The organism is Acidithiobacillus sp. 'AMD consortium', assembly GCF_008926505.1.
Classification (GTDB): domain Bacteria; phylum Pseudomonadota; class Gammaproteobacteria; order Acidithiobacillales; family Acidithiobacillaceae; genus Acidithiobacillus; species Acidithiobacillus ferridurans.
Map to the genome: position 1 here is coordinate 452221 of NZ_CP044411.1, position 23180 is coordinate 475400.

23 protein-coding genes are annotated in these 23180 nt (G+C 62.6%); 5 read left to right on the top strand and 18 right to left on the bottom strand.

The window, feature by feature from the left end; all coding sequences use genetic code 11:
- Nucleotides 1-18: 18 nt before the first annotated feature.
- The 17 genes from rfbD to leuS form a co-directional block, all read right to left on the bottom strand.
- Nucleotides 19-888, bottom strand: coding sequence for a dTDP-4-dehydrorhamnose reductase (gene rfbD, locus F6A13_RS02510; protein ID WP_126604883.1), 870 nt, complete (start codon nt 886-888; stop codon nt 19-21).
- A 29-nt stretch (nt 889-917) separates the two neighbouring features.
- Nucleotides 918-1424 carry a hypothetical protein gene (locus F6A13_RS02515; protein ID WP_113526905.1) on the bottom strand — a complete coding sequence of 169 codons (507 nt, stop codon included), beginning with the start codon at nt 1422-1424 and terminating at the stop codon, nt 918-920.
- Complete coding sequence (locus F6A13_RS02520) at nt 1424-1756, bottom strand: DUF3579 domain-containing protein (protein WP_113526904.1); 333 nt, start codon at nt 1754-1756, stop codon at nt 1424-1426. The genes F6A13_RS02515 and F6A13_RS02520 overlap by 1 nt, the downstream gene beginning before the upstream one ends.
- 64 nt (nt 1757-1820) lie before the next feature.
- The gene (gene galU / locus F6A13_RS02525; protein ID WP_113526903.1) at nt 1821-2717 is read right to left on the bottom strand and encodes a UTP--glucose-1-phosphate uridylyltransferase GalU; all 897 of its coding nucleotides are present in this window, start codon (nt 2715-2717) and stop codon (nt 1821-1823) included.
- A gap of 77 nt (nt 2718-2794) precedes the next feature.
- Entirely contained in the window at nt 2795-3490 is a 696-nt protein-coding gene (locus F6A13_RS02530; protein WP_113526902.1) for a DUF502 domain-containing protein, read from the bottom strand.
- 72 nt (nt 3491-3562) lie between these two features.
- Nucleotides 3563-4948 (bottom strand): sigma-54-dependent transcriptional regulator, encoded by a 1386-nt coding sequence (locus F6A13_RS02535; protein WP_113526901.1) that lies wholly within the window; start codon nt 4946-4948, stop codon nt 3563-3565.
- Between the two features lies 1 nt (nt 4949).
- Nucleotides 4950-5456, bottom strand: coding sequence for a hypothetical protein (locus tag F6A13_RS02540; RefSeq protein WP_113526900.1), 507 nt, complete (start codon nt 5454-5456; stop codon nt 4950-4952).
- The gene (locus tag F6A13_RS02545; RefSeq protein ID WP_113526899.1) at nt 5456-6940 is read right to left on the bottom strand and encodes a sensor histidine kinase; all 1485 of its coding nucleotides are present in this window, start codon (nt 6938-6940) and stop codon (nt 5456-5458) included. Before F6A13_RS02545 ends, F6A13_RS02540 begins: the two co-directional genes overlap by 1 nt.
- Nucleotides 6941-7105: 165 nt before the next feature.
- Nucleotides 7106-8782, bottom strand: coding sequence for a DNA repair protein RecN (gene recN, locus F6A13_RS02550; RefSeq protein ID WP_126604884.1), 1677 nt, complete (start codon nt 8780-8782; stop codon nt 7106-7108).
- Nucleotides 8782-9669, bottom strand: coding sequence for an NAD(+)/NADH kinase (locus F6A13_RS02555; protein WP_113526897.1), 888 nt, complete (start codon nt 9667-9669; stop codon nt 8782-8784). Before F6A13_RS02555 ends, recN begins: the two co-directional genes overlap by 1 nt.
- A gap of 79 nt (nt 9670-9748) precedes the next feature.
- Nucleotides 9749-10474 (bottom strand): type III pantothenate kinase, encoded by a 726-nt coding sequence (locus tag F6A13_RS02560; RefSeq protein ID WP_113526896.1) that lies wholly within the window; start codon nt 10472-10474, stop codon nt 9749-9751.
- A complete protein-coding gene (locus F6A13_RS02565) occupies nt 10471-11412 on the bottom strand; it encodes a biotin--[acetyl-CoA-carboxylase] ligase (RefSeq protein WP_113526895.1) in 942 nt (313 codons plus the stop codon). The genes F6A13_RS02560 and F6A13_RS02565 overlap by 4 nt, the downstream gene beginning before the upstream one ends.
- Nucleotides 11393-12649 (bottom strand): glutamate-5-semialdehyde dehydrogenase, encoded by a 1257-nt coding sequence (locus tag F6A13_RS02570; protein WP_126604886.1) that lies wholly within the window; start codon nt 12647-12649, stop codon nt 11393-11395. The genes F6A13_RS02565 and F6A13_RS02570 overlap by 20 nt, the downstream gene beginning before the upstream one ends.
- A 166-nt stretch (nt 12650-12815) precedes the next feature.
- Nucleotides 12816-14000, bottom strand: coding sequence for an MFS transporter (locus tag F6A13_RS02575; RefSeq protein ID WP_126604888.1), 1185 nt, complete (start codon nt 13998-14000; stop codon nt 12816-12818).
- 61 nt (nt 14001-14061) lie between these two features.
- On the bottom strand, nt 14062-15054 hold the full coding sequence (gene holA, locus F6A13_RS02580; RefSeq protein ID WP_126604890.1) for a DNA polymerase III subunit delta: 993 nt from the start codon (nt 15052-15054) through the stop codon (nt 14062-14064).
- A gap of 1 nt (nt 15055) precedes the next feature.
- Nucleotides 15056-15574 carry an LPS assembly lipoprotein LptE gene (gene lptE / locus F6A13_RS02585; RefSeq protein ID WP_126604892.1) on the bottom strand — a complete coding sequence of 173 codons (519 nt, stop codon included), beginning with the start codon at nt 15572-15574 and terminating at the stop codon, nt 15056-15058.
- Nucleotides 15571-18036 (bottom strand): leucine--tRNA ligase, encoded by a 2466-nt coding sequence (gene leuS, locus F6A13_RS02590; RefSeq protein WP_126604894.1) that lies wholly within the window; start codon nt 18034-18036, stop codon nt 15571-15573. The genes lptE and leuS overlap by 4 nt, the downstream gene beginning before the upstream one ends.
- Nucleotides 18037-18305: 269 nt before the next feature.
- Between leuS and wrbA the strand changes: the two genes are divergently transcribed.
- From wrbA to F6A13_RS02610, 4 genes are all read left to right on the top strand, one after another.
- Complete coding sequence (gene wrbA, locus F6A13_RS02595) at nt 18306-18908, top strand: NAD(P)H:quinone oxidoreductase (RefSeq protein ID WP_126604896.1); 603 nt, start codon at nt 18306-18308, stop codon at nt 18906-18908.
- Nucleotides 18874-19566 carry a YceI family protein gene (locus F6A13_RS02600; protein ID WP_225981919.1) on the top strand — a complete coding sequence of 231 codons (693 nt, stop codon included), beginning with the start codon at nt 18874-18876 and terminating at the stop codon, nt 19564-19566. Before wrbA ends, F6A13_RS02600 begins: the two co-directional genes overlap by 35 nt.
- Before the next feature lie 70 nt (nt 19567-19636).
- Nucleotides 19637-20428, top strand: a complete 792-nt coding sequence (locus F6A13_RS02605; RefSeq protein WP_126604898.1) for a M15 family metallopeptidase — start codon at nt 19637-19639, stop codon at nt 20426-20428.
- Between the two features lie 49 nt (nt 20429-20477).
- Complete coding sequence (locus tag F6A13_RS02610; RefSeq protein WP_113526886.1) at nt 20478-21284, top strand: DNA-formamidopyrimidine glycosylase family protein; 807 nt, start codon at nt 20478-20480, stop codon at nt 21282-21284.
- Nucleotides 21285-21310: 26 nt separating this feature from the next.
- Here F6A13_RS02610 and F6A13_RS02615 read toward each other — a convergent pair whose 3' ends face one another.
- Entirely contained in the window at nt 21311-21760 is a 450-nt protein-coding gene (locus tag F6A13_RS02615) for a rhodanese-like domain-containing protein (RefSeq protein ID WP_113526885.1), read from the bottom strand.
- A 161-nt stretch (nt 21761-21921) separates the two neighbouring features.
- On the opposite strand from F6A13_RS02615, the gene F6A13_RS02620 reads away from it, so the two are divergent.
- Entirely contained in the window at nt 21922-23097 is a 1176-nt protein-coding gene (locus F6A13_RS02620; protein WP_126604900.1) for a cation diffusion facilitator family transporter, read from the top strand.
- Nucleotides 23098-23180 lie beyond the last annotated feature (83 nt).

The window sequence follows — 23180 nt, forward strand, 5'->3', positions numbered from 1 at the left end:
GGGTGTTCCTTGAAAGGGTCAGATGACTTCGGGTTCGGTCAGCATCCGGCGCAACGCTGCGCGCCAATGGGGCGCAGCGCCCAGCGCGGCGTAACTGGCGGTTTTGTCCAGTATGGCACAGGCGGGACGGCGGGCGGGGGTAGGGTAGGCGCTGGCGGGGATCATTTCGATGGGAATGGCGCGGTGCAATCGCCCGGCGGCCACCGCTTCTTCCTGGATGGCCACGGCAAAATCATACCAGGACGCCACCCCGGCATCGGTCCAGTGCTGAATACCGGTAAAGCCGGGGTGATCCAGGGTACTCCAGATGGCGCGGGCGAGACCCGCCGCCCAGGTCGGGGTACCGATCTGGTCTCCCACCACCCGCAACACGTCCCGCTCGGCCAGGAGACGCAGCATGGTTTTGACGAAGTTGCTGCCGTGGGCACTATAGACCCAGGCGGTACGCAGGATGAGTGCGGTATCACCGAGGGTGGCCTGTACCTGCCGCTCACCCTCAGCCTTGCTGGCGCCATAGACGCCGAGGGGCGCCGGAGGCGCGTCCGGCGAGTACGGCGTGGCCTGGGTACCAGCAAAGACAAAATCGGTAGAAAGGTGGATCAGGCGGGCGCCGCAGGCCCGGGCGGCCAGGGAGCAGTGGGCCGCTCCATCGCGGTTCACGGCGTAGGCGAGTGCGGATTCCGACTCGGCGCGGTCCACGGCGGTGTAAGCGGCGGCATTGATGATGGCGTCAGGCCGGAAGGATTCCGCCATCTCGCGAACCTGGGCGGCGTCCAGAATGTCGAGATCCCGGCGTCCCAGCGCACACAGTTCCACCGACGCAGGCCGACTGCGTTGCAGTTCCCAGCCCACCTGGCCCTGAGCGCCGAGCAGCAGTACACGATACATGTCAGTTTCTCCGGGCTTGCATCGCCCACTCAGTCTGCGCGCCCGACAGGGGCGTAGAGATATTCATAAAAGTTGTCCATGGCGATGCCCTGGGTGTCATAGCCGGTGACCCCAATCATATCACCATGGACTCCTATGGCGATCATGCAGGCGTGCTGCGCCGGGAGCGCACCGGCAGCGACGAAAGCCGGACCACCATGGCCACAGGCGTTGCCGGGATATTCCCGATTCAAACGCGAGATCAGCGTCCCTGCCATCTGCCGGGCTTGTTGAGTCGAAGCGGCGGCGAAGGCACGTTCGTTGCGCCAGGCGTTTACTATGGTTTGGCGTTCCTGCGCACTGGTGGTCTGGGACAAAGCTTCCCGATGCAGTTGATCCAGCGTCTGTAAGGCGACATAGAGGTCCGCACGCGCACCGCTTTGCTGGTCGATGATGTGCACGCTCAGGGCGATGCTAAGGGCGCCATAGACGGCAATGACGATGCCGAGTATCCAGGCGAAACGCAGACGGGCGGATGCCGATGGACGGTCTGCCATCAGGGGCGCCGGCGCCGTGTCCCGCAGGGTCGTCGGGCGGGTTGCGGCGCCAGGCGATCGGAGATGCTGCCTTCTTCGTGCCGCACCTGCAGGCGATTCTCGGCGGCGAAACGCATGATTTCTGCAAAGGCTTCCGGGCGAATCTCCTCGAGGCTCTCGTCCATGATGATCGCCGCATTGCCGTTGATGGTGGCGGGTTCGATGAGAGGCAGGTAGTGAATTTTATGATCCGCGCCGAAATGCGCCAGCCCGACCCCTTCGATGAGCATCTCCGCCCAGGCCGATGGGCGGAATTTGCCGCCATTTTCGGTGATTCCGTCGATGATGATCATGGATGCAAGCGCTCCTCGGGGAAGCGGGCGATGATAGCGCCCATTCCGGAGAGAATGAAGGGGGTCACGGAAGGGTCTCGGCCGACGCCTGGGGCTCGCAAATGCTGTCCATGTACCGGGTGAAATCGGCACCTACCTCAGGGTGTAGTTTGCCGAAGGCGATGGTCGCCTTCAGATAGCCGAGCTTGTCGCCGCAGTCAAAGCGCTGCCCGGAAAAAAGATAGGCCAGCACCTGCCGTTCGTTCAACAGGTGGGCGATGGCGTCCGTCAGTTGAATCTCGCCGCCTGCGCCCTGCCGGGTCTGCTCCAGAATGTGGAATATCTGCGCGGGGAGGATGTAGCGTCCCACTACTCCCAGATTGGATGGAGCATCCTCGGGTTTGGGCTTTTCGACGATGCCGCTGACCTGGTAGATACGATCATCCCAGGGCCGCGCATCGACTACGCCGTAGCGGGTGGAATGTTCCCGCGGGATTTCTTCGACGCCGAGGATGCCTGTCTGATAGCGACGGTACTGTTCCACCATTTGCGCAAGCACGGGAGGCTCACTCAGCATCAGATCGTCCGCCAGCAAGACCGCAAAGGGTTCGTCACCCACCACTGGACGGGCCATCAGCACGGCATGTCCGAGGCCGAGAGGGTAGGGCTGGCGCAGAAAAATGGTACTGACGTGACTGGGCAGAATGCCCTGTACCTGCTTCAGCAAATCCGCCTTGCCGCGTTTTTCCAGCTCGATTTCCAGTTCGTAGGAAACGTCGAAGTGGTCTTCGATAGCACGCTTGCCACGTCCACTGATGAAAATGAGCTGATCGCAGCCTGCGGCGATGGCTTCCTCCACAGCATACTGAATGAGCGGCTTGTCCACTATCGGCATCATTTCCTTGGCGCTCGCCTTGGTGGCCGGGAGAAAACGGGTGCCCAGACCGGCCACGGGGAATACTGCCTTGCGCACTTCAGCCATACTTCGTCTCCTTATGCTGTGCCAAGAGTATAACGAAAACTGCAGGTTTGCCGCAAAGTGCCGGCTAAACAGGGCCGTTATTGGTCCGGTTCCGGATGACGGCTTGCCGTCGGTCTGGCTGATTCAGAACTGCCGCCCGGCTTCTCGCGGATGGCTTTTCCGCCGCCCACCCCGCCCGCCATGGCGAAGCGCAGGGCCTGTTGCGGAGTGAGGTCGGGCAGGGGGATGACTTTGTCGCGTGGCACGAGGCAGGTAAAGCCGCCGATGCCGTAGCTCATGGGGATAAACACCGCGACGCAATCCTCGGGCAGGTGCGGTAATTCGCTGAGGGTGTCCCGTGTGATCAGACCGACGATATAGCCCATGTCGCCACCTTGGCGCACCAGCACGGCGCTGCGGAAACCGCGGTCCTTTCCGCCAAACAGCAGACCTACCGTTTCGTGAATGGTGCTATAGAGGCTATGCAGTACGGGAATGCGTCCGAGCACGGCATTCAGTTTTTCAAAAATCCAGGCGGTCAGGACGTGGGAGGCGAGGAAGCCGACACCGAGAATGATCAGCAGCGTCAGCAATAGGCCCAGACCGGGGATATCGATACCAAAAATCGCCCTGATCGGCGCCTCGAAAAGACTGTTCAGCCAGCCGCCAATCCACAATACCACGTAAACCGTCAGCCCGATAGGCAGCGAGATGAGCAAACCCTGAACGAACCAGCGGCGCAGGTGAATACGCTGGAAGAGGGATTTCTCGCTGACGGGAACGGGTAGTGTCATTAGGCTGTTGACGGAGTCAAAGTGGGCACAGTGTAGCAAGATCGGCGATGGGGGCAAAGCACCGGCCTGAGGCTATTCCTCATCCCGGTCCTCGGGATTCTTGAAAAGTTGCGGAGCCAGACTGTGCTTACGCATCAGCTTGTAAAGATCCGTCCGGTGTCGGCCGGCAATGCGTGCGGCACGGGAGATGTTGCCATCCGTCGCGCGCAGCAGATTTTCCAGGTAGCCGCGCTCAAAGGCGGCCTTGGCGTCCTGCAGTGGAGGAAAGGCACTCTGGCCACCCTGGCGGCCGTTGTCGGGGATGGCGTCGGCGGCGACCCAGCCTTTTTCGGTGACCGCCGCGGCAAAGGTGACGGCATTCTCCAACTCCCGGACATTACCGGGCCAGGATCGTTGCATCAGCTTGTCGAGGGCCTCGGGACTGAACCCCAGGATATCCCGGTTCATGCGTTGACTCTCCCGATCCAGAAAGTGCTGGGCCAGCAGCAGGATGTCTTCCGCTCTTTCGCTCAGACTGGGAACCCGTAGCGGGATGACATGCAGGCGATAGTAAAGATCCTCGCGGAAGGTACCGTCGGCAGTAAGGGCGTGAATGTCCTGATGGGTGGCACTGATGACCCGCAGGTCGACCGAAATTTCCGTTTTGGCGCCGACGGGGCGCAAGGTACCTTCCTGAAGGACACGGAGCAATTTGACCTGCAGGGCGAGAGGCAGGTCGGCGATTTCATCGAGGAACAGCGTGCCGCCGCTGGCGCTGCGGATCAAACCGGTGTGATCCTGGGTGGCACCGGTGAAGGCGCCCTTGACATGGCCGAAGAGTTCGCTCTCCGCCAGCCCGGCGGAGATGGCACCGCAATTGACCGCAATGAACGGGCCGTCACGGCGCGGGCTGGCGTCGTGGATGGCGCGAGCGACACGTTCCTTGCCGGAACCGCTTTCTCCGGAAAGGAAAACGCTGGCTTTCGAGTCGGCAACGCACGCCAGCTCATCCACCAGCGCCGCCATGGCGGGGCTGCGATGGAGGATGCTCTGCCCGGCCTGTTGCCGCAACGCCGCCCGGAGTTTGCGGGTTTCCTGCCCGGCGTGGCGCTGCGCCAGGGCGGCGGTGGTCAACTCCTGGAGCTCTTCGTTGCTGAAGGGTTTGCTCAGATATCCGAACGCCTGGGCACGCATGGCTGCCACGGCGTTGGGGATGCTGCCGTGGGCGGTGAGGAGGATGACGGGGAGGTCGGGATCGAGGGCCTGCACCGTCTCCAGCACGGCCATTCCATCCATGCCCGGCATGCGCAGATCGGTGATGACCAGATCCGGCATGGCCGTCTGCAACGTCTGCATGCCCTGTACGGGATCACTGCTGGCCAGGACCTGGTATCCCTCACTTTCCAGCCAGAGGCCGAGCAGGCGCAGAAAGTCGGGATCATCGTCAATGGTGAGGATGATGGGAACTGGTCTGGGCATGTCAGGGCTGCCTGAGAACATGGTGGTCAAGCGATTTTTCGGCATGGTCGTGAAGGAGGTTTTCCAGGCGGTCCAGGCGTGCCTGCACGACGGCGGATTGTGCCTGCACCTTTTTCAGCCGGGCCACGCACGCATCCCCACCAGCCCTGCGCTCCTGCAGGGCGTGTACGACGCGACGCAGGGGAAGCGTGCCGGCGCCCACTTCGTTATTCTGGGCGGCGAGATCCAGTTCCCTCGCGGCGTTTCCCAGTGCGGAGGTGTCCAGGGCGCCGTGGGTCAGATAAACCTCGGCCAACGCCGCATGGATGCGCGCGCATGCCGTGGATGCGGGCAATCCACAATGGGCGAGATCGCTGAGTAGTGTATTACGTGTCATGCCGGAAGAGTACAGACGGGACGGCGGGGCGACGGGCGTGGCTGCCTGCGGCGTGAGCTGTGCGCAGGCAGCCAGCGCTGCGGCGAGACCCGGCGCAGCGAGGATCGGAAAGAACCGGGTGAACCAGCGCATCAGACCGTTCCGGCATTGCGTGCGGCGGGCAGCCAGATCTCGGCGCAGAGACCGCCTCCGGAGCGATTGTGCATGCGGATCCAGCCGCCCTGGGCGCTCACAAGTTCGCGGGTGATGGCAAGCCCCAGACCCGTACCGCGGGGCAGGCGGTTGCTGACCGGCACCTGATAGAAGCGTTCAAAGACCCGTTCCAGCAAGGCATCGGGAATGCCGGGACCATTGTCGCTGACGCAAAAAAGGATACCCCCCTGCTGCGCCGTCGCGCGAACCTCGATCCGCCCGCCCGCCGGACTGTACTTGTGGGCGTTGCTGACCAGGTTGGTGAGGATCTGGCGCAGTCTCTGGGGATCGGCATAGACGCCGAGTTCCTTCGACCCGCCACAGTCCAGTATTTGATTTTTTTTGTCGGTCAGTGGTTGCATGCGTTTTTGCAGGTCGAGCAGCACGTCGGCGACCGCGATGTCCTGTGGTGAGAAGTCCAGGGAACGCGATTGCAGGGCATGCATATCCAGCATTTCCTGGATGGCGGCGTACAACTCCTTGACCTGGCGGACGATGATTTCGAGTACTTCGCGCTGTCGCGGCAAGAGCGGACCGATGCGTTCACTGAGCAGGAGCTCGCTGCCGGAGCGTGCCGACGCCAGCGGCGTGATCAGCTCGTGAGACACCTGGCTGAGAAATTCATGCCGCAAACGTTCCTCTTCCTGCAGCCGGGTCTGCATGCTCTCGATGCTCCGGGCGAGATCGCGGAGCTCCTGGGGACCTTCGCTGGCGACATTCGTCAGTTTGCCCGCGCCAATATCCTCGACGGCGCGACGAAAAGCCCTGAGGGGCCGGGTCAGGGCGCTGGCTACCCGCCAGGGAATGAGTATGCTGAGCAGAGCGGTAATGAAGACCAGCGCATAGAGGAGCTGCACGGCGCGGGTTCGTGCCGCCGCCGCCGCCGCGCCCTGGCGGATCAGGAGATTTGTCATCGCCAGATGTACAGCCTCGAACTTTTCTTCGACGGCGGCTTTGCTCGCCGCCTCGGTCACGCTGCCACCCGTGGTCTGCGCATAGGCGGTCAGACTGCTTTGCAACTGTTGTATGGCCACCGTGAGGGCGGGGTGGTCGCGAGTGGCGCGTTGCAGTGTCTGCAGGTCACGCTCTTCGCTGGTCACCAGTTGGACGAAGGTCTTTTCATAACCAGCCTGCGGCAGCACCTGGGCAAGCCGACGAAAAAATTCCGCCTGATGCTGGGTGTTCTTGATCTGCAGCAGCTGTTTTTGCAGGGGCAACCCGACCTGAACGAGGGTATCGCTGCTGTTGCCGAGGGTGTGAATGGAGCGAACCGCGACGTAGACCACACCGCCCACCAGCATCAGTATCGCCAAAGCGACCACCAGTACCCGCCGCGGAATGGAGTCGGCTCGGTGATGTTCGACGCGCGTCGGAACGGCTGACTCGCGATCTGTGCTGTGTCCTTCCATGAAATCGGCCGCCATCGGTTCTCCGGCATGGGACACGCAATTGCGCGCCCGGAATATCCCTTGATAGCCAGAGTGTAAGCGACCCTGGCGTCAAGGCCTAGTGTAGGCCATTGGCTACGCTTGAACACCTCTTGAACGGGGGCGGGTGGGCGTTGTTGGGCCTGGTTTGGGCCGCCGGGCTCAGGATTCGGCGCCGGCCAGCAAGGCAGCGGCCGCCTGGGTAACCGCATCATTGATTTCAATGCCGCCCAGCATGCGGGCAATTTCCTGGCGGCGATCGGAATCGCCCAGGGTATGAACCTTGCTGAGGGTCTGACCGTCGACGACCTGTTTTTCCACCCGGAGGTGCTGGTGCCCCTGGGCCGCCACCTGCGCCAGATGGGTGACGCAGAGGACTTGCTGATGGGCGCCGAGGCGGCGCAGCAGGCGTCCGACCCGTTCGGCGACGGCACCGCCGATACCCACGTCCACTTCGTCGAAAATCAGGGTGTCGATGCGTTCCGGCGCGGCGAGGATGACCTGCAGCGCAAGGCCGATGCGTGACAGTTCGCCGCCTGAGGCAACCCGGGCCAAGGGTTGGGCGGGATGGCCGGGGTTGGCGGTAATCCAGATTTCCACCTGATCCCACCCGGTATCCCGCCATTGTTTTTCGGCTTCGGGATGGCTGTACAGGCGTAGCTCGATAGCGGCGTGGGGCATGCCCAGTTGCTGGATCTGCGCAATGATGGCCTGGGCCAGTGCGTCCTGCTGTCGCTGGCGTGCGTCGCTGAGGGCGGCGCAGTCCTCGACGTACGCCGCACGCGCCTGGACCAACTCGCGTTCGGCGGCGCGGCGTTCCGCGTCCAAATCTGCGCTGCTCAGCAATTCCCGGCGCAGTGACTCCCGCTTGGCGAGCAGGCCGGCCATATCGCAGTGGTGCTTACGTTGCAGATCCTGCAGGAGTTGCAGGCGCTGCGCGATACTTTCGAGCCGTTCCGGATCGGCCTCCAGGTCGGTGGCGTAGGTGCGCAGGCTGGTAATGGCTTCTTCGGTCTGAATCATGGCCGAGTTGAGCAGTTCATCGCAGTCAGTTAGGCGGGAATCGTGGGCGCGGGCGGCATGCACATGGCGTTGCGCTTCGGCGATGGCGCGGCTGGCGGCGCTGTCTTCTCCATCCAGGCGGGCGAGAGCGGCTAGTACGTCTTCCCGCAACTTTTCCACAGCGCCGAGGCGCTGCTCTTCGGCGCGCAGGTTTTCCCATTCATCGGCCTGCAAGTCGGCGGCTTCCAGCTCGGTGAGCAGAAAGCGCTGCCAGTCTTCCTGCTCATGTTGCATGTTCTGCTGTTCCTGTAACACGGCGCAATGTTGGGCGGCCTGGTGCCATTGCCGATAGCGGTCGGCAACGGCGCTCAGATTGGTCTCCAATCCCGCGAAACGATCCAGCAGGAACAGTTGGCGTTCCGGCTGAAGCAGGCTTTGGTGGGCATGCTGGCCGAGGAGTTCGACCAAGGTTTCACCGAATTCCCGGAGCTGGCCGTTGGTGACACTGCAACCGTTGATGAAGGCACGGCTACGGCCGTTGCGCTGAATGATGCGGCGCAGGAGGCAGACATCCTCGTCCTCGATTTCCTGTTCGCGCAGCCACCGACGCGCGGGGTGTTCCGGGCTGAGACCGTATTCGGCGCTGATTTCCGCTTGCTCGGCGCCATGGCGGATGTCTTCAGCGTGGCCTTTGTCGCCGAGGAGCAGGGCGATGGCATCCACCAGAATGGACTTGCCCGCTCCGGTCTCTCCGGTGAGCACCGTCAGCCCCGCCGCAAAGTCGATGCTGACCGCGTCGATCAGGGCAAAGTCGCGCACCTGGAGGTTGAGGAGCATCAGTCTGTTCCGGGGGAGTCGGCCCAGTGCAGCTTGCCGCGCAGGATCTGGAAGAAGTTTTCTTCCTCGGGGTGGATAAAACGGGCCGCGCAGGAGGCTCGGCGGATGACGATTTCGTCACCGATTTCGAGAGGGACGCTGCAATGGCTGTCCAGGCTGAGCGCGGCGGGCTGGCGGCTGGCGGTGAGACGGGCCACGATTTCCACCGAATCGGCCACCGCCAGGGGTCGCGCCGTGAGGGTGTGTGGGCAGATGAGGACGAGGAGGAGCGCCGCGAGGGTGGGGGTGAGGATGGGCCCGCCCGCCGACATGGCGTAGGCCGTGGAGCCGGTAGGTGTGGCGATGATGAGACCGTCGGCGCGCTGGGTATAGACGAAACGGCCGTCCATCTGCACCTGCAGTTCAATCATGCTCTCGCCACCGCCCTTGTGGATAAAGACTTCGTTGACGGCGAGGCCGGTATGGACACGCTCCTCACTACGCCATAACTCGGCATGGAGGATACTGCGCAGGTCCTGCTGGTAATGCCCCTCCAGAATGGGTGGCAAGGCTTCGTTGATCTGGTTGATGGAGAGGTCGGCGAGAAAGCCGAGGCGCCCCTGATTGATGCCGAGGATGGGAATGCCGCTTTGTGCGGTCTGTCGCGCGGTCCCTAACAGCGTACCATCTCCGCCAAGGGCGATGACGAGGTCCGAGCCGGCATCCGCTTCCGCGAAGGAAAGCAACGGTAGCCCCAGGCTGTCGCCGATATCCGCAGCACTTTGGCTTTCCAGAAAGGTGGGCATGTCTCGCGCCAGCAAAAAATCCCGCAGTTGTCGCAACCCAGGGAGAACCGAGGGATCATGATATTTGCTGACGAGCAAGACGCGCTGAAAGGGTTGGGTCATGGGAGTAGCGTACATGGGGGAACAGCTGGCGCCAAGTGGCTGCGGCCATTTTTGCACGGGCCGGTGTCGGGGACGGGTGTCATCCTCGTATCCACAGATAAAAGCCGCGCAGAAGCAGATGGGGCTGATACAGGCTACCAGCGATGCCAGGTTGCCAACGTTCGGCATCACCGCCGGTGATCAGTATCTGTGCCTGGGGGCTGTACTGGCGATAGTCGGTAATGGCGCCGCGCAGGGCATCGGCAAAGAGGTGGATGACCCCGGCCTGAATGGCGCTGCTGGTGTCATTGCCCAGCATTTCCGCCGGGGTGTTCAGGGCGACTTCAGGAAGGAGTGCCGTGCCTTCATGCAGACCGCGCAGGCTCATGGCGACACCCGGCAGGATACGTCCGCCCCGGAAATGTCCGCCAGCCAGCAGGTCGATCTTGATGGCGGTGCCCATGTCGATGACGATGCTGTCTTGGCCGGGGAAGTCCATGGCGGCGGCGAGCAGGCAGCAGCGGCGGTCAAAGCCAAGGCTTTCCGGCGGATGATAGCGGTGGGGCACGGCGCGGCGAAAAAAGCCGGGGTCCGGCTCGCGGACCTCTGCCGTGGCCAGGGCTTCCCGCCAGGCGACAAGCGCCGCAGGCACGACGCCGCCCAGCGCGACGGGTTCCCGGTTCGGCGCGCTGAGCCATGTCAGGCCGGGCTGCTGCAGGATTTCTGCGGGTGGCAGTGCAGTGGTCACGCTGACGCTGTCGAAATGCATGCCATCGCGAGTACGCGCCAGCAGGGTGCGGGTATTGCCGACGGAGATGAGGATCATGGATGCTGGGGCCGCAGGCTGACGTCACCGGCACTCAGCCAGATCGTACCCGTATCCGCACAGGATACCTGCAGGCGCCCGTCCGGGCCGAGGCCCAGCACCCGGGCCTCGCGCACGCCCTGCGCGTCGCTGATCTGAACGGGCTGCCCGGTCAGGCGATCCGCCTTCTCCCACAAGGTCAGGAAAGGCGTGAACCCCTCGTCCGCAAAGCGCGCGAAGTCTTCCCGCCATTGGCGGAGAATAGTACCGGCGAGGGCGCTGCGGGTGACCCTGATGTCGAGGTCGGCGAGGCTCACGGCAGTGGCTGGCAGACCGGGATCATCGTGGATGTTGAGTCCCAAACCGACCACCAGCCGGGTCTCTTCGTGGCGGCGCGGGCGGGCTTCGACCAGAATGCCCCCCAGCTTGCGTCCCCCCACCCAAAGATCGTTGGGCCACTTGACCCAAAGATCGGGCAGGCGCGCCCGCAGCAGGGTGAACACGGACAGGGCGGCAACGATGGTTAGTGCCGCATGGACCGGGCGGAGCTGAGTCCAGCGGTAACTCAGGTAGAGATGGCGCCCGAAAGGTGAAGACCACCGGCGCCCGCGCCGCCCGCGTCCGGCCCACTGGCTTTCGGTGAGACAGACGTCCATGCCGGCATCCTGCAGGATCTCGGCATTGGTGGATGCGCAGCACAGTGGCAGATGGATATGCGCCGGGTCGATGCCGCCGATGTCGGCAATCTCTTGGGCGCAGAGGGGCGCGGCAGGATATTCCAGTTGCACGCCACCATCTCGCGCATAGAGGGGGAAGCCCCATTCGCCAGCCTCCGCGAGCAGCGCAGACGGAAGCCCGCTTGAATCATCGGCAGGCCAGGCGTGGGGCAAGCCGTCGGCCACGGTCGTCAACAAGGCCTGTAATGCCGCCGATGGTGCTTCAGGAGCGGATATGGCCATCTCCCAGGACGATCCATTTCTGCAGGGTCAGCCCTTCCAGCCCCACCGGTCCGCGCACGTGCAGGCGGTTGGTGGAGATGCCGATCTCTGCACCCAGACCGTATTCAAAGCCGTCGGCAAAGCGGGTGGAGGCATTGACCATGACGGAACTGGCGTCCACCTCGCGCAGAAAGCGGCGGGCCTGGGTATAGTTTTCGGTGACGATGGACTCGGTATGCTGAGAGCCGTACCGGTTGATGTGTGCAATCGCGGCGTCGAGATCATCCACCACCTTGAGGGAAATGATCGGCCCCAGATACTCCGTGCCGTAGTCCTCTTCGGTCGCCGCAATAGCACCGGGGATGCGGGGCAGGCCGCGTTCGCAGGCGCGGATCTCAATGCCTTTCTCCTGTAGTGCCGTGGCAATGGAGCCGAGCAGGTCGTCCATCCGCTCCTGATGAATGAGCAGACTCTCTGCCGTATTGCAAGTGCCCAACCGCTGGGCTTTGGAATTGAGGACCACCCTCAGTGCCTTGCGGGGATCGGCGTCGGCGTCCACATACACATGGCAGTTGCCATGCAGATGCATGATCACGGGTACGGTGGCATCGGCTTTGACGCGGGAGATGAGGCCCTTGCCACCGCGGGGAATCACCACATCCACATAGCGATCCATGCCGATCAGGATACCCACGGCTTCGCGCTCGGCGGTGTTGACGTACTGGACCAGATCGAGGGGCAGGTTGGCCTTGCCGAGGGCAGCGCGCAGGCGCTCGGCGATGGCCATGTTGCTGTGCAGGGACTCGGAACCGCCCCGCAGGATGACGGCGTTACCCGATTTGACGCAGAGGCCGGCGGCATCGGCGGTGACGTTGGGGCGCGATTCATAGATCATGGCGATCACGCCCAGGGGCGCGCGCATATGGCCTACCTGGATGCCGCTGGGGCGGTAACGCAGGTCGGTGATCTCGCCCACGGGGTCGGGCAGGGCGGCGATTTCTTCGAGGCCCCTGGCCATGGCTTCGATACGGGCTTCGTCCAGACACAAGCGGTCGATGAAAGCGGCATCCTTGCCCGCTTCTTCGGCACTGCGTAAATCCTTGCGGTTGGCGCGTTGCAGATTGTCGGCGTCGCGGCGCAGAAATTCCGCCATGGAGCGCAGGGCGCTGTCTTTGGCGGCGCTGTCCGCGCTTTGCGACCGGCGCTGGGCGCTGCGGGCGCGTTCACCGATTTTTTCCAGTTCGCTACGTAAATCCAAGATGGAGCCTCCTGTGCTGGGCCCCGGCTGGATGTGCGGCAAGAAAAAACCGTCGCTGATCCGTGCCGGGAAACGGCAGCCCGCGTGGCCTAACCCGCGCGGGTACTGATGGTATTGTGCCGTTCCGGGGCCATTCCGGCAATCCGCAGGCAGCGACTGCGCGCATTCAGGACTGCCGCCAAGGGGTGCCGCGGTAGACCCAGGTGGCGAGGAGTATGGTGGCGGTGATGGCGATGCAGGCGGAAAAGCCGAAGGCATAAGGGGCGCCGACCTCTTCCCATATCCAGCCGAACAATAATCCCGCAGGGATCGCGCTGATGCCAGTGGCCAGGTTATACCAGCCAAAGGCCGTGCCGCGCTCGTCGGCGGTGGTCAGATCATTGATCTGGGCCCGTTCGGCCCCTTCGCTGAAGCCAAAAAACAAACCATAGGATAAGGCCACCGCCCACAACAACGGGAGGCTTTCCACCATGGCGAACAAGGCGTAGTTACAGCCGTAGGCCGACCAGCCGATGAATAAAACGGGTCGCCGCCCCAGTTTATCGGCCAGTCGTCCGCCGCCTATGCCGGTGCTGCTCTTGGCCGCATGGATGGAGGCCCAGAGCAGGAGTACCTGTACGACGTCCATGCCGAGCTGATAAGCACGCAATAGAATGAAGGTTTCGGTGGCGCGGGCCAGGGTGAACAGGCTCAGCGTAAGGAGATAGCGCCGGATGTGGGGTGACAGGTGATGCGGGTTCAGGGAGATACGGGCTGGGGTCCGGTGATTGGGTGGTCGTGGCGCCTCACGCACGCCGCCAATGAGGAGCAAAATGGCGACGGCGCCGGGAATGGCCGACAGGAGGATGACATCCTCCAAAGGGATTCCGGAAAAATGCAGAACTGCCGCTGCCACCAGAGCCCCCAGCAGCGCGCCCCCATTGTCCATGGCCCTTTGGTAGCCAAACGCAAAGCCGATGCGTTGCGGTGGCGTGGAATCTGCCAGCAAGGCATCCCTTGGTGCGGTGCGGATACCTTTCCCCATCCGGTCGATGCTGCGCACGAGCAGAAGCACTGGCCAGCTTCCCACCACAGCGATGAGCGGTCGCGCCAGATTGGAAACCGTGTAGCCGATTACCGTCAGCCCCTTGCGCCGCCCACCGATGAGGTCAGAATGCCGGCCGGACCAGAGTTTGAGAAAGCTCGCTACGGTATCCGCCACCCCTTCTACCAGGCCCAGGGCCACCGGACCCGCAGCGAGTATGGTGGCCAGGAGGACAGGGATGAGAGGGACCACCATCTCCGAGGAAAGATCATTGAAAAAGCTGACAAATCCGAGAACGAGAACGGTGAATGGCAGGGCCTGGCGCATGGATGCTAAACCTTTAGGGGGCGACTTCATGGCGCGAGTCTGGGCACCGATAAATCCATCGTCACCTGCACATCCGCAGGCAGAGATCGGTCAGTGCGGGCCAGACCGGCGTGGGATCCTGCCCCTTGATGCGGGCATCGATGGCGAGGCAATCTTCGATGCCCGCCTGTAGCCCTGAGCGGGTCAGGCGCCGTGCCGCGGTGCGCAGCCAGCCCTGCCGTGGTGGAAAAATACGGTTCTGCCGGAAGAATGCATCGACATCCACGCCGCCAGCCCGCAATTCGGCCAGCAGGCGCAGATCCTTGTGCAGGACCCACAGGCACAAGGCCGGTTCGCCGTCGCCGTTGCGCAGGCGGTCGAGCATGTGCAGCATCTGTTCCGTTTCGCCGCGCAGGACCGCGTCGGCAAGGTCGTAAATGGTGAACTGGCTGCTGTCTGCCAGCACCGCGCGGATGGCGATGACATCGATGCGCTGCCCCGGATAGACCTGCTGCAATCGCTGGATGGCCTGATGGCAGGCCCCGAGGTTGCCGGCGCTGAGGTCGGTGAGCAACTGGACGGCGGCGCTGTCGGCCTGCATCCCGGCGGCGCGCAGACGCTCCTCTACCCAGCGCGACCAGTCCCGCCCCTCCGGGCGGTACAGCAGGAGCGTGTGGCCGTGAGTCTCGATGCCCTTGAACCAGGCGGTTTTTTGGGTGCTGGCGTCAGGGCGGGGGCCGCTGACAACCAGCAGCGCGTCGGGAGGTGGCGAGGCCAGCCAGTACTGCAGGGCGGCGCTGCCCTCTTTGGGGACTTTGGGGCTATCCAGGCGCAGCAGGAGCACGCGTTGTGCCGCGAAAAGCGAGCCCGCATCCCGCTCGTCGCGCAAGGCATCCCAGATGCCGCCGTCCTGCTGAGCGAGACGTTGTTTCTGAGCGAAGCCATGCTGTGCCGCAGCAGCCATCAGGGCGTCTTCCGCCTCCTGCAGGAGCAGGGGCTCATCAGAAAAGAGGCCATAGACGGATGCCAAAGGGCCGCGTAAATGGCTGGCCCAGTGCGTCGGCTTCAGCCGCATTTCAGGGCGCCTGCTGGCGGAAGCCAGGGCTGTTGAGCACCCGCCGCAGAACCTGTCGCGCGCCCTGCTCCATCAGCAGACGCTGCATGGTGATCTGCTGTTCGTTGGTGGCCAGTGGGCTGGCACTGTTGAAACTAAAGCTGTTCTCCACCAGCAGAGGTTGGGATTCAAGCAATACTTTATGATCGTTGCCTGTCACGCTGAACTGGGCATGCAGGGTGTCGAGAAACTCCTGGGCGACGCCGCTGCTCGGGCTGATGCTGATGATCCGCTGGCTGACATACGCATTGTCGATCTGGAGCAGCGGGCCATCAGATTTGGCCCTGTTGCCGTCCCGCTGCAATTCGCGATGGACGGCCTCGGCCAGACTGCCTCCGGCGGGGCCGCTGCCGACGACGCGCAACCCTGTCAGCCTGGGCGGAATGGTGGCCCCGGTTTGCAAATGAAAGCCGCAGCCGCCCAGCAGCAGCGCCAGCCCCGCCACGAGCCACCAGCGACGCCACGGCAACGTGCCGCTCATCCCGCCACCACGTTGACCAGACGGCCGGGGACGATGATCATCTTGCGCACGGTTTTACCCTCCAGATGACGTTGCATGGCCGGATCGGCCAGTATGGCCCGCTCGACGTCGGCATGGTCCGCATCAACGGGAAAATCCATGCGTTCACGCAATTTGCCGTTGACCTGAATGACCAGCGTCACGGTATCGCAACGCAGGGCCTCGGCATCGGCCACGGGCCAGGGCGCATGGCTGATCACGCCGCTTTGCCCCATCTTTTGCCAAAGCACCTCGGCGATATGGGGCGCAAAAGGGGCCAGCAGCAGGGTCAATGCGCGCAGTCCTTCGCCCAGCACCGCCCGCAGGTCGGCCGGAGCATCCGCAGGGACCTTCATCAGGCTGTTGGTCAGTTCCATGATGGCGGCAATGGCGACATTGAAATGATAGCGCCCGTCCATATTGCGGCTGACCCGATCGATGCACTGATGCACCGCGCGGCGCAGGTTCACCGCCTCGGCGGAGAGTTCTGCTGGCAGTGCCGGGGGTGTGGCGCCATACTCGTGGACCAGACGCCAGAACCGGTTGAGGAAGCGGTAAGCACCTTCCACGGCGCTGTCCGACCACTCCAGATGCTGTTCCGGCGGCGCCGCGAAGAGAATAAAGAGGCGCGCGGTGTCAGCCCCGTAGCGGTCGATCAGGCCTTGCGGGTCCACCGTATTGCCCTTGGATTTGCTCATCTTGCTGCCGTCTTTGAGCACCATGCCCTGAGTCAGCAGATGGCGGAAGGGCTCATCGTGGGCGCCGTCGGCGGGCAGCAGGCCGACATCGCGGAGCAGGCGGTTGAAGAAGCGGGCATAGAGCAGATGTAGCACCGCGTGCTCCACGCCACCGACATACTGATCCACCGGCAGCCAGCCGGCGGCGCGCTGGTCGAGCATCTGCCCGGCATCGGGGCAGGCGAAACGGGCGTAATACCAGGAGCTCTCCACGAAGGTGTCCATGGTGTCGGTTTCACGCCGGGCTGCGGCGCCACATTGGGGGCAGTCCACCTGGGTGAACTCGGGGTCGTCCAGCAGCGGCGAACGCGGGTCTTTGAGCTGGTAGTGGGTGGGCAAGATCACCGGCAGATCCCGCTCCGGTACCGGCACGACGCCACAGTGGGGGCAGTGGATCATGGGGATAGGCGTGCCCCAGTAGCGTTGCCGGGAGATGCCCCAGTCGCGCAGACGGAAGTTGACCGTCTTCCGCCCCAGTCCCTTGGCGGCTATGGCCGCGGTGATACGGCCCTTGGCCTCTTCATTGGCCAGGCCGTCGAAAGTCCCGGAGTTGAACAAGGTGCCGCTGCCGGTGTAGGCCTCCGTCATGGCTTCGCCGGCGGTGACAATACCCTCGGCCTGAATCACCGCGCGGATGGGCAGACCATATTTGCGCGCGAACTCAAAGTCCCGCTGATCATGGGCGGGCACACTCATCACTGCGCCTTCGCCATAACCCATAAGCACGAAATTGGCGGCCCAGACGGGTAGCTCCACGCCGGTAAGCGGATGCCGCACGCTCAGGCCGAGGGGATGCCCCTCCTTCTCCTGGGTTTCGATGCTGGCTTCGGAAACGGCGACATGGCGGCAGCGTTCGAGGAAGGCGGCGAGTTCAGCGCTGTTTCCCGCCGCCTGAATCGCCAGGGGATGTTCCGGCGCCACTGCCAGATAGGTCGCCCCCATCAGGGTGTCGGGACGGGTGGTGAAGACCTTGATGACCCCGTCACCAGCGACCAGTGGGAAATGAATCTCAGCGCCCTCTGAGCGACCGATCCAGTTGCGCTGCATGGTCAGTACCTGCTCCGGCCAGCCCTCGCCCAGGGTGTCGAGGCCGGTCAGCAGTTCTTCGGCGTAGGCGGTAATGCGCAGGAAGTACTGCACGATCTCCTTGCGTTCGACCGGAGCGCCGGAACGCCAGCCACAGCCGTCCACCACCTGCTCGTTGGCGAGGACGGTCTGGTCCACCGGGTCCCAATTGACGGTGCTCAGCTTCTGATAGACCAACCCCTTCTCCCAGAGCTTCACGAACAGCCACTGCTCCCAGCGATAATAATCCGGCGTGCAGGTGGCGAACTCCCGCGACCAGTCGTAAGACAGTCCTAGCCGCTGCAACTGCCCGCGCATGTGGGCGATGTTGTCCATGGTCCACTGCGCTGGTGCCAAACCATGCTTGAGGGCCGCATTCTCCGCAGGCAGACCGAAGGCATCCCAGCCCATGGGCTGCATGACTTCTTTCCCCAGCATCCGCTGATAGCGGGCGATCGCGTCGGCGATGCTATAATTACGCACATGCCCCATGTGCAATTGCCCCGAAGGGTAGGGGAACATGGCGAGGGCGTAGAATTTGTCTCCCGAGGGAGTCGCAGCGGCCTTGAAGGTCTGCTGATCGTGCCAGCGCTGCTGCACGGCGGCTTCGATCTCTTGGGGGGAGTAGGCGGGAGTTTCCATAAGCTTTTCTTGAACCGGATACCAAATGTGGCACAAAGGTTGCCATAGGCACGGGGGTGGCGCAATGGTTGACGGCCGCGGGCGGCTGGTCAGCCAGGGCTGCAGAAAAGGCGCTCGGTATGCATCCCATGCAGGATGGGGACGCCATTGGTTTCATGATGGTTGGAGATTGTGGTTACTTGTCAGTACCTACTTTACAAAAGGAGCTGATGAAGGTCTATTAACGGACAGGCTTTTGTCTGGAATCCATACGCATAAGGAGGCGCTGAGTGAGCAGGATATTAGTGCTGTATCACAGTTTATGGGGGCATGTAGAGCAAATGGCCGAGGCGGAAGCAGAGGGCGCCCGCTCCGTGAGTGGGATTCAGGTGGATGTCCGGCGTGTCCCTGAGACTATGCCGGCAGAGACCCTGGCTGCGCTTCATGCCAAGACCCATCAGGCGGCCCCGGAGGCCCACCCTGATGACCTTGCCAATTATGACGGCATCATTTTTGGCACTCCGACACGTTTCGGTAACATGACCGGCCAGATGCGCAATTTTCTCGACCGCACCGGCAACCTTTGGCAGGAGGGCAGGTTGGTGGGCAAAGTCGGGAGTGTATTCGTGAGTACGGCCACCCAGCATGGCGGTCAGGAAACCACACTGACTTCCTTTCATACCTTTCTTTTTCATCAGGGCATGGTGGTGGTTGGGGTTCCCTATAGCTGCACGGAGTTGATGAATATGGATGAGATCAGCGGTGGTACACCCTACGGTGCCAGCACCATGTCCAAAGGCGACGGCAGCCGCCAGCCCTCCGCCAACGAATTGACCATCGCCCGCTTCCAGGGCCGGCATGTCGCAGAAATCACCCGGAAACTATTCGGCTAACCCAGGAGGATATTTTATGTTTTCGTACAAAAATAAATCACGGCTTCTCGTTTGCGGGACTTTGATGCTGGGTATGGCTGGAGGCGCCAGCGCTGCGCCAGCGCACTACGCGCCCCTCAATGGTAATCCGAACGGGAGCTATACCATCGATCCGCAGCATACCAATGTATTGTTTACGATCGGTCATGTGGGGATTACCGAGTTTACCGGGCATTTCGACAAAATCTCCGGAACATACACCTTTAACAATACAGCTCCACAAAAAGACCGGGTACGCATCACCATCCCTGCCGCCAGTATCAATACCAACTTCGCGCTTCGCGACCAGCACCTGCGCAGCAAGGAGTTTTTTGATGTAAAGAAATATCCGGATATCACCTTCGTTAGCACCAAATATGCGCCCAACGGGGACAAGGCTGGAAATCTGTATGGCAACCTGACCATGCACGGTGTGACCAAGCCGGTCATGTTCAAGGTGCGTGAGATTGGTGCAGGCGAAATTTCCTATTTGCCGAAACCCTGGGGCGGCTATTTGTCTGGTTTTGTCGCGACTACCACCATCCGCCGCTCTGATTTCGGTATGACCGCGTACTTGCCGGAGGGGCTATCCAATACCATCCACATCAAAGTCGAAGTGGAAGGCGTGAAACAATCTTGACGGCTCTTCGCCGAATCGGGTGGGCAGAGGGTGGAATGCTGTGGAGCGGTTCCACCGTGGTTCGCCGGTCATGCGATTTTTACCATGTCATCTGGCCAAGACGATGCGCCCTGATTATCTGAACATACCCATCCGGGACTGCGGTGAGCCACTGCAGGAGATTCCCGAAGGCGACTTCCCACGGATGGCCCCGCATCCTTATCTCGCACAGGGGGCGCCTTATGCCGGGTCGCCCTGGCGGCTGCGCTCCGGGGTGCTTTCTGCCCTGTATCGGGCGCAATCCGTGTTGTCGGCCCGCTGCCCCGGATGGCGCATCGCGCTGTTCGATGCCTATCGCCCCCTGGCGGTTCAGCACTTCATGGTCTGGGATGCCTTCCGGCGCGAGGCGCAGGCGATGGGCTGTCTCACCAGGCTCGCGTCCTGCGCCGGGCCGGATGCGTTGGCGCGTCTGGATCCCGAAATCCATACCCTGCTCGCCCCCAAAGTGTACCGCTTTTGGGGGATTCCCGACCCGGACCCCTGCCGTCCGCCACCGCACAGCACGGGTGCCGCCATAGACTGCAAACTGGTGGATGGAGAAGGTCGGGATGTACCCATGGGCGGCCCTGTCGATGACTTCACCGACCGCGCCATCCCGAATTTTTACGCGTCTGCCCTGCCCGGAACGCCGGAGTATCTCCATCACCGGAATCGTGAGCTGCTGGTCTCGGTCATGACCCAGGCGGGGTTCGCGCAGCATGTTGGAGAATGGTGGCACTTCTCCATCGGAGACCAGATGTGGGCGCATGCGCTGGGCGCTGCATACGCGCTGTATGGGCGTATTCCCTTTGCCGCCATTGGCGCGCCAGCGCCCACAGGTTAGACTAGGGCGCTTATCACGGGTCTCAAACCTCATTGTTCCGGAGAAAAACATGGCCGAGTTGCCAGAAATAGAACTGCTCAGACAAAAGCTGCGGCGCAATATCCTGCACAAGCGGGTCGGCGTCATGCAGATGCAGAATGCCAAGGGCGAGGCACTTCCGGATGGTGCCGGCATCGAAGATGCCGCACTCAAAGGCAGGGCCATCACCGACCTGCATCGCTACGGTCAATACCTTTTCCTGGAACTGGATCGTAAAGACATCCTCGCCCTGCAGTTGGGTGGCGAGCTGAGCGGCGAACTCGAACGTGGCCCTGTTCATGCGGAAGGCGGGGAAGAACCTCGAGCGGCGGCATTGGAGATTCAGATCAACGGCCAGCAGCGTCTGCGTTTTCAGGGGACCCAGTTGAGTAACCGCCTGCGCATGCTGGATGAAAACAGCGATGTGGACTTCCTGACCAAGCTCGGCCCTGATCCACTGATGGTGCATGGGGAAGGGCTTGGTATATTGCGCGAAGCCCTGAGCCGTCGCCGCAGCGCCCTGCGGAACATCCTGCTGGACGATGCCTTCGCGCCGGGCATCGGCGGTACCTGGGCGGATGAAATCCTTTTTCAGGCCCGTCTGCGGCCGGATCGCACCGCGACCAGTCTCAGCGAAGAAGAGCGCGAGCGTTTCCTGGAGCAGATCCCCAAGGTGCTGGATCGCGCCGTGCGCTGTCAGGCGAAGACCAACCTGCTGCCCAAGACCTTCCTCACCCGCCATCGGGAAGACGGGCACTGCCCGAGCTGCGGCGGCGCGCTGGAGACCCTTTCGGTGGGAGGTAAAAACGCGCTGCTCTGCCCGGCCTGCCAGTCTTGACAGGCGCTATGAGCCGGGCAGATACGCTACTTGTTCTTCCAGGGCAGGCCGCTGGCCTTCCAGCCGTCTACCTTGCCGCGCTGGCCGTGGGCATCGTGTCTGCCCTCGAAACCACCAAGGACGTTGTAGCAATGGCTGTAGCCCAGATCGGCCAGATGTTCGGCGGCGGCCAGAGAGCGGCCACCTGTGCGGCAGAGCAGGAGCAGAAGATCATCAGGCTGAGCCTTCCCGCGCAGTTCTGCATCAAAATCGGGGTTGGGCGTCATGCCCGGATACAGTTGCCACGGCACATGGCAGCAACCTTCGACAAAGCCCGAAAAATCCAGCTCCGGGTGGGAACGCACGTCAACGAGGATGGCCTTGGGATGATCGCCCAACACGGTGTGTGCTTCTTCCGGGGTGAGGTCCCCGGCATGGCGTTTGCCCGCCGCCTGCGCCCGTTTCTGTGCTTCCTGCAAAATCGTTTCGGTACTCATCGTTCACCTTGTCCTGTAACGCCTTGTGGATGTCTGGACGATTAAACAGTACATGCGCACATGCTGTCCATCTCTGTGTCCTCCATATCCCGGCTGCCGCTCATGGAGCGACCGGAGGTATGGTTCGTTGTCGGTATTGACATCGTGAAAGGTCCAGGCTAGTGGCGGAAAGCATCAGCCGCGCCGAGCGCGGCAGGCAGAACATGCGGGTGACCCTGGCGGGCGCGGGCACCAACGTGGTGCTGTTTTTCATCAAGCTGGCGGGGGGCATCCTGGGTCATTCCGATGCGCTGGTAGCCGACGCGGTTCACTCTCTTTCCGACCTGCTGTCGGACCTCGGGCTGGTGTTTGCCATGCGCTTCAGCAGCCAGCCGCCGGACCAGGAGCACCCCTACGGTCATGAGCGTTTTGAGACGCTGGCGGCGCTGGCGACGGGCACCCTGCTGGCCATCAACGGTGCGGGCATCGGGTATGAGGCGGTCCAGCGGCTCATTATCGGGCATTACGGCATGCCGGATTTCTGGACGCTGTATATCGCCGCCTTCGCGATTGCCGCCAAAGAAACCCTCTATCAGATCACCATCCGGGTGGCGCAGCGAACCCGCTCCGCAGCGCTGCGCGTCAATGCCTGGGACCATCGTACCGATGCCATTTCCAGCGTCATCGTCTTTATCGGCATTGGCGGCAGTTTGCTGGGGGCACCTTATCTCGATTCGGTCGTCGCCCTCATCGTCGCCCTCATGGTGTTGCGGATTGGCCTGGTCACCGGCTGGGAGGCGGTGCAGGAACTCGCCGACCGTGGCCTCGGTGATGAAGCGCTGGCCCATATCCGCGACGTGATCCTCGGCTGTGAAGGGGTGCGTGATCTGCATATGCTGAAGACGCGCAAAATCGGTCATCAGGCCCTGGCGGAGGTGCATTTGCAGGTGACGCCGACCCTGAGTGTTTCCGAGGGCCACCAGATTGCCGAGCGGGTACGGACGACGTTGTTGCGGCAGGTGGATGATCTCGCCGATGCCACCATCCATATCGACAGCGAAAATGATGCGGAAGGTGGCGTCCTCCTGTCGCCCCGTAGCGATATCGAAGCGGTGGTGCGCGAGCGCCTGCAAACGCTGGATCTGCCCGCCGAAGAGCAGATGACGCTGCATTATCTCCGGGGCGGTATGGTCATCTGCCTGCGTTATGCCTTGCCGTCATCCGCAACATTCGCTAGCCTGCAGGAGACGGAAACACAGATCCAGGAAGCCCTGCGGGGGCATGTGCCGGGTTTGCAGGAAGTGGACGTGGTCTGGTGCCTGGCTGAATCGCAGTTTTTGTCATCCGGCGCCCCATAATGGTGCGATTTTTGGTGTTGCACCATAATAATGCACGCTATTGGTGCAACATCTATGGGGTTATGCATCCCTTGCTCCGGTTA